Source organism: Falsigemmobacter intermedius, assembly GCF_004054105.1.
Classification (GTDB): domain Bacteria; phylum Pseudomonadota; class Alphaproteobacteria; order Rhodobacterales; family Rhodobacteraceae; genus Wagnerdoeblera; species Wagnerdoeblera intermedia.
In genome coordinates, this window is record NZ_SBLC01000022.1 from 35,285 (window position 1) to 44,474 (window position 9,190).

Below are 9,190 nucleotides of genomic sequence, written 5' to 3' on the forward strand. Positions count from 1 at the left end.
CTTTGTCAGGGTCTTGGGGGAGGAACCGGGGCGGGCGGGCCGCCCCGGCAAAGGGTCAGGCCAGGAAGCGGTCGTCGGTTTCCACCTGCAAAGCCGTGGCCAGTGCATTGGTGCGCGAGGCCATGGCGATGACCGAGAGGAGCTCGGCATGCATCTCAGGCGTCATGCCTTTGTTGCGGGCTGAGGCCGTATGCGAATGCAGGCAATAGCCGCAGCCATGGGCGGCAGAGACGGCGATATAGATCAGCTCTTTGGTCAGCGGATCGAGCGCGCCCGGGGCCATCACCCTTTTGATCCGGGCCCAGACATCGGTCAGCTCATCCGGGTTATGGGCCAGCGCACGCCAGAAGTTGTTGACGTAATCCGTGCCGCGGCTGGCGCGGATGTCATCAAAGACGGCGCGGGCTTCGGGCGCGGCCTCTTCATCGGAGAGAAGCTTGACCGTGGCCATCAGTAAACCGCCAGCACCCGGGCCGGACCGCCGGTGCCCTTTTTGTGTTTCGGCGCGCCAACGAAGATCGTCGCCCCCCTGGCGGGCACCGCATCAAGGCCGGCAAGCCCCTCGATCCCATAGCGGCCCGAGGGCAGCCAGGAGTTATGCACCGCGAAATCGGCGGAATTGCCCGGATCGAGCGAGAGCGTATCGGTGCCGATGCAGGCAACATTCATCGTGGCCAGCAGATCGGTCGCGGCTTTCGAAAAGCCCGGAAAGGCAAAATTGCCATCGGGCGTGTTGCGGAATTCAGGCGTTGCCACCTTATCGGCCCAGCCCGAGTTGAAGGCCACGCAGGCCCCGGCGGGGATTTCACCATTGGCAGAGACCCAGGCCTCAATATCGGCAGGCTCAACCATGGCATTGGCGTCGTATTTGGCCTTTGCTTTCAGATCGATCACGCAAAGCGGGCAGACGAGGTTCCCGGCGGGGATTTCATCGACCGACATGCCGTCTTTGGAGAAATGCAGCGGCGCGTCGATATGGGTGCCGGAATGTTCAAAGATCGTCAGCTTATAAAGCTGATAGCCGGACTTATCGATATTGACGGCTTCTTCGTAAAGAATGCCGGGGTTGCCGTCGAAGGTCGGAAAGTCGCTGTCCCAGGCATGGGTCAGATCGGCGACCTTGCCGGAACCGGCAGCGAGGGCCGGACGGGCCGAAGTAAGCCCTGCGGCCACAACGGCGGCGGTGGTGGCTGCGGCCCCGGTAAAGAGGCTGCGGCGCGAGAGCATGGAACGTTTCACGGAGTCGATCACACAGGCATTGCACATGGTCTTAGTCTCCCTGTTCTGCCGGTTTCCCGGCGTTTTGCAGTCATCTGCCGCAGCAGCGTTTACCCCGGCGCTTTATCCGTCAAGCTTGCCCATGATCTGCTGGTTGAAGCCGTAGACAATCCGCGCACCGGCCAGCGGCACGAGGCTCACTTCGCGGCTTTGCCCCGGCTCAAAGCGCACGGCGGTGCCGGCGGGGATATCGAGGCGCTGGCCGCGTGCGGCCTCCCGGTCGAAGGAGAGCCCGGCGTTGGTTTCGGCAAAATGGTAGTGGCTGCCGACCTGGATCGGGCGGTCGCCGGTATTGGCGACCATGAGCTTCGTCACCGGTGCGGTCTCGTTGAGGATCAGATCGCCCTTCGCCGCCAGCACCTCACCGGGCGACAGCGTCTCAGCCCCGCGGATCGGGTGGTGGACGGTCACCAGCTTGGTGCCATCCGGGAAGGTGGCTTCGACCTGGACCGAGTGGATCATATCGGCCACGCCCGGCATGCATTGATCGGCGCTGAGAATGGTGGCCCCGGCCTCCATCAGATCAGCGACGGAGCGGCCGTCGCGTGCGCCTTCCACCACGAAGTCAGTGATCAGCGCGATGGCCTCGGGGTGGTTCAGCTTCACGCCACGCGCCAGGCGGTTACGGGCCACCATGGCGGCAAGGCTGACCAGAAGTTTGTCTTTTTCGCGCGGGGTCAGGTTCATTGGGGTCCTCAGCTGTGCCAGACACGGGGCAGGGGGGACGGGCGAAGCACCGTCAGAAGTCGGATAAGCTGGCGGCGCAGCGGCCAGTTGTCTCTGGCCATCAGCCGCACCACGAGGCGGCCGTCAAAGCCCGAAGCCGCGCCCTGCACCCCCGGCTCGTCCAGCGCGGCGCGCACGGGGCCGATGGCGTCTTCCGCGCCCTGGCCGAGAAGCACGGTCCCCGAAAGGACACGCGCCCCGGCAAGCCCTGCGGGCGTGTCGCGCAGGGCATCGGCGTTCAGATGCATCGGCTCAAAATGGACGGGGCGACCGGCGCGGGTGAAGAGACGCTCATCGCGGAACGAGACGTCGCTCAGCACTTCGCCCATGGCGGTGCGGCCCAGGATGACGGTCTCACAACTGAGGCAGCTGGCATCTGGGGCAAGGTCGATCTGCGTGCGGCGATGCGCGGCAGAGCGTTCAAAGAGAATGGTCTCCTGCGGCAGCCAGTCGAGGCGGGCGCCCTCGCCCACCGACATCTGCAGCGATATCTCCGCCTGACCGCCCGGGGATTTATAGACCCGCTCAGCGGTCTGGGTGGTGGCGGTGACACGGGTGCCCGCGCCCAAGGTCAGGCGGATCTCCTGACGGTCACCGCCCGTCAGCCCGCCGGAGGTGTTCAGGATCACCAGTTCCGGCCCCGGAAGCGAAATGGCCCGCGCCGATCCGGCCTGTCGCAGCCCGCTCAGATACGTGACGCCCGACCGGGCCTCAAAGGAGGCGCGGATCTCGCCAAAGCTGCGTTGCAGCCGGGGCGGAGCAGGGAAGAGGGGGGCGGTGATCAGGCTCATGCCCTCTTGGGACCCCAGGGCCGTGGCATTCTCAATTCCCGGCGCGGGGCGGGGCGGTCCCTTTTGCAACAAAAACGCGCAGTTGCCTGTCCTGCGGGCAGAGTGCCTGAAATTCGGGCGAAACTGAAAAGGCCCCGCAGAGCGGGGCCTTTGAGTGTCAGAGGGGCCTCTCAGCGGCCGCGGATGCGCGGATCGAGCGCGTCGCGCAGACCGTCGCCGATGTAGTTCACCGAGAGCACCAGCGACGAAAGCGCCAGCGCGGGCCAGAGAACGCGGCTCGGGTAGAGGTTGATATAGGGCATGCCGTCCTGCAGCAGGCGCCCCCAGGTCGGGAAGTCCGGTGGGAAGCCGAGCCCAAGGAAGGAGAGCGCCGATTCCGTGATGACGGCGTTTGCGATCCCGAGGGTTGCGGCCACCATGACCGGCGAAAGCACCGAGGGCAGGATGTGGCGCAGGATGATGCGCCGCGCGGGCGTGCCGATCGAGCGGGCGGCCAGAACGAACTCACGCTCTTTGATGGTCAGCACCTCACCGCGCACGATGCGGGCGGTGTTCATCCAGGAGGTCAGCGCGATGGCCGTCACGATCAGAAGGAAAATCCCCAGCTCCGGCCCGAAGTTCTGCACCAGCGGCTCACGGAAGAGCATGACCATCAGCAGCAGCAGTGGCAGCAGCGGCAGCGCAAGGAAGAGATCGGTGATCCGCATCAGGATGTTATCGGCGCGGCGGAAGAAGCCCGCGCAGATCCCGATGGTCGCCCCCAGCGTGATCGAGAGGCACATGGCGGTCAGGCCCACCGCGAGGGTGGTTTTGCCGCCTGCAATGACCCGGGCCAGGATATCCCGGCCCAGCTGGTCCGTCCCGAGCGGGAACTCCCAGCTCATGGGCTTGTTGCGCATCCGCATATTGGTCTGGGTGGCGCTGGCATCCCAGAGCCAGGGCCCCAGCACCACAAGCCCGATCAGCAGCACAAAGACACACATGCCGAACATGGCGCCCTTATGGGTGCGGAACTGGTCCCAGACATCCCACCACTGGTTGCGCGGCGGGCGGTAGGAAGCGGCGGCTGCGGCCGCTTTGGCGGTGTTCATGCTGTCAGTCATAGCGGATCCGCGGGTCGAGAAGGCCGTAGAGAATGTCGGCGATCAGGTTGAAGGTCACGATCAGCACCGCGAAGATAAAGGTGATGGTCAGCACCATGGGCGCATCATTGCCCTGCAGCGACAGCAGCAGCTGCTGCCCGATGCCGTTCACCTTGAAGATCGTCTCGGTGATGATGGCGCCGGTGAAAACGCCGGGGATCATCAGCGCGATGACGGTGACAACCGGGATCATCGAGTTGCGCAGCACGTGGATCAGCACGACGACCTTCTCGCTCATCCCCTTGGCACGGGCGGTGCGGACATAGTCCTGGCTGAGATTGTCGAGCATCGAGGAGCGCATATAGCGGCTGATCTGCGCGGCGTAGTAAAGCGCCAGCACCGCAGAGGGCAGGATCATCTGCCGGACCTGAGCGACAAAGGTGTCCCAATTGGTGACCTTCAGCCCGGTGTCATAGACCGTCGGCAGCCAGAAGGGGCTGTCGTTCGGGATCCAGACCGAGAAGATCACGATCAGCACCACGCCGGTCACGAAGGTCGGGACCGAGAAGCCGATCATCGAGATAAAAGTCCCGATCTGATCGAACCAGGAATATTGCTTATAGGCCGAAATCACCCCGATCGGCACCGCAAGGCAGATCCCGATGATCATGCCGGTGCCCACGACCTTCAGGGTCTGGGGGATACGCTCGCCGATGGTGTCAAAGACGGGCGAACGGGTCTGATAAGACAGAATGCGCTGGCGGCCATCGGCAAAATCGGTGCCGAAGGTTCCGTCGAACCAATACATCGGCTCGGTGACGAAGAAGTTGTTCAGCCACAGGACGTAGCGCACGTACCAGGGCTCGCCGAGGCCCATGGCCAGGCGGATCTTTTCGCGCACTTCAGGCGGAATGGTCAGCGGCATATCCGCAAGCGGATCCCCCGGAGACAGTTCCAGCACCATAAAGAGCACCAGAGAGATGAAGATGAGGGTGGGAATCGCCGTCATGAGACGGCGCAGGGCGAAGGTCAGCATGTGGCGAACCCGGACTTTCAGACGGCTTGGAAGGAGGCGGGGGCACGGTGGCGCCCCCGCCGGAGAACCGGAGTAAGCCCTGGCTTACTTGACGCGGTGCCAGTCTTTGACGTTCCAGATCGAAGCGTCGACCGAGTTCAGAACCACGCCGCCGAGCGAGTTGCCGTGAACGGCAACAGCGCCACGGTGCACCAGCGGGATGATGTGGTTGTTTTCCACGGTCAGCCAGTTGTTGATCTTTTTCGCCAGTTCCTGACGCGCAGCCGGATCGGCGGTGCGGTTCAGCTCATTGATCATCGCGTCATACTCTTCCGAGCAGATGCGGTTGTAGTTCGGGCCCTGCCAGCCGGTGTCCGGGCCGGGGATCTTTTCGCAGGTGAAGTCTGCGAGGTAAGCGGCCGGATCGGTGCCGTCGAAGTTGTTGGCATACATTTCAACGTCTGCGTAGAACTTCACGAGGGTATCGGGCGAACCCGGGTCCGAGCCGAAGTAAACGGCACCGGCCACGTTCTTCAGTTCGGTCTCAACGCCGATTTCAGCCCACCAGTCTTTGATCATCGACTGGAAGTCCTGACGAACCGCGTTGGTCGAGGTCTGATAGAGGATCGAGAGACGCACGCCGTCTTTCTCACGGATGCCGTCGGCGCCTTTTTTGTAGCCGGCCTCTTCGAGCAGCGCGTTTGCGCCCTCGATGTCCTGCTGGAGGCAGGAGGTGTTGTTGGCGGCATAGGCTTCCGGCGCCGGAACGAAGTCGCAGGTCGGTTTGCCGGTCGGGCCGTAGCCGACTTCGGTCAGCAGCTCACGGTCTATCGCCATCGACAGCGCCTTACGCACGGCCGGATCGGTCATGAAGGGGTGCGGATGTTTGACGGTGGCGCGCTCACCTTCCGGCAGTTGCGCCGAAGGGTTGGTGAGGTTGGTCATGATGCGCTCAACCAGGGTGCCGAAGGAGACCACGGCTTTGCCTTTGCCCGCAGCGGTCATCTGCTCCATCACCTCGGGGGCGATCATGGCGTTCCAGGCGTAGTCAAATTCGCCGGTTTCCAGAACGGCGCGCACCGCGGCTTCCGGGTCACCACCGCCTTTGATGGTCATGGTGGCGAAAGCCGGTTTGTCGGCTTCGCGGAAGTAGGGGTTGGCTTCATACTGGATGACGTCGTTGGTCTTGAAGTCCACGACTTTGAACGGGCCGGTGCCGATCGGCTTGAAGTTCTGCTCGGTGCAGGTCGGAGCCGCGGTGCCAAGGCAGTTCTCAAATTGCTTCTTCTGCAGGATCGGCTGCATCGGGCCAGAGAAGGTGGCATAGGGATAGGGCTTCGGCTCAACGAAGCTGACCTTCACGGTGTGCGGGTCAATGGCTTCGACCTTTTCCACGCCGTGGAATTTCGACGCCTGAGCGCAGCCGCCCTCCGGGTGGGTGCAGTACTGCCAGGTGAAGACAACGTCATCGGCGGTGAAATCCGAGCCGTCGTTCCATTTGATGTCTTTTTTCAGCTTCCAGGTGATCGATTTCAGATCCTGCGCGAAGCCGCCGTTGTCCAGCGTCGGGATTTCCTCAGCCAGATGCGGGATCATCTCACCGCTGGGCGAGAAGCGGGCCAGCGGCTCGATGACCGGCGAGGCCACTTCAAGCTCTTTGGTGCCGCCCGAGAGATAGGGGTTCATCAGCGAGGGGGCCTGCCAGTAGAGCACGTTGACGTGGCCGTCAGCGCCGCGCTCTGCGAAGGCGGCCGGTGCAAAAACCAGGCTCGCAGCAGCGCCCATAAGGGCGGATTTCAATTTCATCGGGTTCTCTCCATGTTGGTCTTAATGGTCGCGCCGGTTGATCCGGTCGTTATTCTGGCGCCGCCTGCGCAGATCAGAGAAGATGGCAGGCTGCGAAATGCCCGGGCTTATGCTCCTTCAGCTCGGGCTTCACCGTTTTGCAGATCTCCATGACTTTCGGGCAGCGGGTGCAGAAATTGCAGCCCTTCGGCGGATTGGCAGGCGAGGGGACATCGCCCTTCAGGATAATCCGCTGTTTGCCCTCGGTGGCATCGGGATCGGCCTCAGGCACGGCTGAAAGCAGCGCCTCGGTATAGGGGTGCAGCGGAGCCTCATAGAGCGCGTCGCGCGAGGCAAGCTCTACGATGCGGCCCAGATACATCACCGCCACGCGGTCACAGATGTGACGCACCATCGACAGGTCGTGGCTGATGAAGAGATAGGTCAGCCCCAGCTTTTCCTGCAGATCCTCCAGCAGGTTCACCACCTGAGCCTGAATCGACACGTCAAGCGCCGCAATCGGCTCGTCGCAGACGATGAACTTGGGGTTCAGGGCCAGCGCACGGGCAATGCCGATCCGCTGCCGCTGACCGCCCGAGAATTCATGGGGGTAACGATTCGCAAAATCGCGGTTCAGACCCACCGCATCCATCAGTTCATAGACGCGGGCGAGTTTTTCCTCGCGGCTCATCTTCGTGTGCTCATCGAGCGGCTCAGAGATGATAGAGGCCACCGACATCCGCGAGTTCAGGCTGGCCTGCGGGTCCTGGAACACCATCTGCATCAGCGGGCGCTTGGGGCGCAGTTGCGACTGGCTCAGCGTGCCGATCTCATGGCCGTCGATGCGAATCGAGCCGGCCGTCGGATCGTAGAGCCGCAGAACGGCGCGGCCGCAGGTCGATTTCCCGCAGCCCGATTCGCCCACAAGGCCAAGCGTCTCGCCCTCATAGATGGTGAAGGAGACGTCATCGACGGCCTTCACATCCCCGACATGACGGCGCAGCACACCGGCATGGATCGGGAAATACATCTTGAGGCCATTGACCTCGACCAGCGGCTTTTGTGCGGTCACAGGCCGGTGTTCAGACATGGGCAGCCTCAGCGATAAGTTCTTCGGCGCGGTGGCAGGCCACATCGTGACCCGGACTCAGCTCGCGGCGTTTGGGATTTTCGGTGCTGCAGCGCGGAATTGCGTGACGGCAGCGCGACAGGAAGGGGCAGGCGGTCGGTTCTGCCCGCAGAATCGGCGGCTGGCCTTCGATGGTGCGAAGCCGCGCCTCGCGCGGGCCGCGCAGCGAGGGCACGGTCTGCAAAAGCGCCTGGGTATAGGGGTGCAGCGGTTTGCTGAACACCTCTTTGACCGGCGACATCTCCACCACCTGACCGCCATACATCACCATGACGCGGTCAGCGATTCCCGCCACCACCCCAAGATCATGGGTGATCCAGACGATCGCCATGCCGAGTTTCTGGCGCAGGTCTTTCACCAGCTCCAGAATCTGGGCCTGGATCGTCACATCAAGCGCCGTGGTCGGTTCATCGGCGATCAGCACTTTCGGATCGCAGGTCAGCGCGATGGCAATCATCACCCGCTGGCGCATGCCGCCCGAAAACTGATGCGGAAAGTCCTTCAGGCGCCGCCCGGCATCGGGAATGCCCACCAGCTCCAGCAACTCCTGCGCACGTTTGCGGGCCTGCTCTTTCGACATGCCCATATGGCGCCGCAGCGGCTCCATAATCTGATAGCCGACCGTAAAGACCGGGTTCAGAGAGGTCATAGGGTCCTGAAAGATAAAGCCGATCTCACCGCCGCGGATATTACGCAGCTCATTGGGTGAAATCTTCAGAAGGTCTTTGCCCTGAAACATCACCTTCCCGCCCTTATTCATGGCCGGAGGCGAGGGCAGAAGCCCCAGAAGGGACATCATCGTAACGGATTTGCCCGAACCGCTTTCGCCCACAACCCCGAGAAGCTCCCCGGGTTGCAGCGAAAAGCTGACGTGGTTGACCGCATGGACCTCACCACCGCGCGTTTTAAACACGGTCTTCAGGTCCTGTACTTCAAGAACAGGATGAGCCCGGTCGGGCATAGGATACTCCCCGCATTTTCTTCTTTTCAGCGCCCCGTTGGCCGGAGCTGCTTTTATGAGGGAACTGTCAGCTAAAAAAATTAATCCGGCAAGCGTCCTCTTGGGCCTGTCGCAGCGGCACAGCTGTCGAAGTGACGAAAACCACGGCAGTCTGACGTGCGCAGGCCGCATTTCCGGTCGGAATGCGGGGTAAAATAACCATTACGGACCAGTGATTTGGCAAATTATGCCATAATTGCAGGCAATCTTCGCCCTGATCTGCACCATCAACAGACATGCCTCGTCCCGGCCCGTCCAGCCGCGCTGAAGCAGGGGGTGCGGGAAAATTCGACTTTTTTGAATTTTGCTCTTGCGGCCGGCGAGTGAAGGCCATAGATACCCCTTCACCGCAGCGGGGCAGACGGAAACGGATGCAGGTTGTGG

The 9,190-nt window shown here is 62.5% G+C and carries 10 protein-coding genes; all 10 read right to left on the reverse strand.

The features are described 5' to 3' along the window. Positions 1–55 precede the first annotated feature (55 nt). Complete coding sequence (locus EP867_RS13995) at positions 56–451, reverse strand: carboxymuconolactone decarboxylase family protein (protein WP_128490106.1); 396 nt, start codon at positions 449–451, stop codon at positions 56–58. Further along, positions 451–1,266: a cyclase family protein gene (locus EP867_RS14000; protein ID WP_128490107.1), complete on the reverse strand. Its 816-nt coding sequence runs from the start codon at positions 1,264–1,266 to the stop codon at positions 451–453. The genes EP867_RS13995 and EP867_RS14000 overlap by 1 nt, the downstream gene beginning before the upstream one ends. Before the next feature lie 75 nt (positions 1,267–1,341). Next, entirely contained in the window at positions 1,342–1,965 is a 624-nt protein-coding gene (locus EP867_RS14005; protein WP_128490108.1) for an urease subunit gamma, read from the reverse strand. Between the two features lie 8 nt (positions 1,966–1,973). Further along, a complete protein-coding gene (locus EP867_RS14010) occupies positions 1,974–2,795 on the reverse strand; it encodes an urease accessory protein UreD (RefSeq protein ID WP_128490109.1) in 822 nt (273 codons plus the stop codon). 170 nt (positions 2,796–2,965) lie between these two features. Further along, entirely contained in the window at positions 2,966–3,898 is a 933-nt protein-coding gene (locus EP867_RS14015; RefSeq protein ID WP_128490110.1) for an ABC transporter permease, read from the reverse strand. After that, positions 3,891–4,913 (reverse strand): ABC transporter permease, encoded by a 1,023-nt coding sequence (locus EP867_RS14020; protein WP_128490111.1) that lies wholly within the window; start codon positions 4,911–4,913, stop codon positions 3,891–3,893. Before EP867_RS14020 ends, EP867_RS14015 begins: the two co-directional genes overlap by 8 nt. A gap of 84 nt (positions 4,914–4,997) precedes the next feature. Further along, positions 4,998–6,698: a peptide ABC transporter substrate-binding protein gene (locus EP867_RS14025; RefSeq protein ID WP_128490112.1), complete on the reverse strand. Its 1,701-nt coding sequence runs from the start codon at positions 6,696–6,698 to the stop codon at positions 4,998–5,000. A gap of 73 nt (positions 6,699–6,771) precedes the next feature. Next, positions 6,772–7,767, reverse strand: a complete 996-nt coding sequence (locus EP867_RS14030) for an ABC transporter ATP-binding protein (RefSeq protein WP_128490113.1) — start codon at positions 7,765–7,767, stop codon at positions 6,772–6,774. Then, a complete protein-coding gene (locus tag EP867_RS14035) occupies positions 7,760–8,767 on the reverse strand; it encodes an ABC transporter ATP-binding protein (protein WP_128490114.1) in 1,008 nt (335 codons plus the stop codon). Before EP867_RS14035 ends, EP867_RS14030 begins: the two co-directional genes overlap by 8 nt. A gap of 67 nt (positions 8,768–8,834) precedes the next feature. After that, positions 8,835–9,190, reverse strand: a 356-nt coding sequence (locus EP867_RS14040) for a hypothetical protein (RefSeq protein ID WP_206616342.1), incomplete at its 5' end; no start/stop codon positions are given.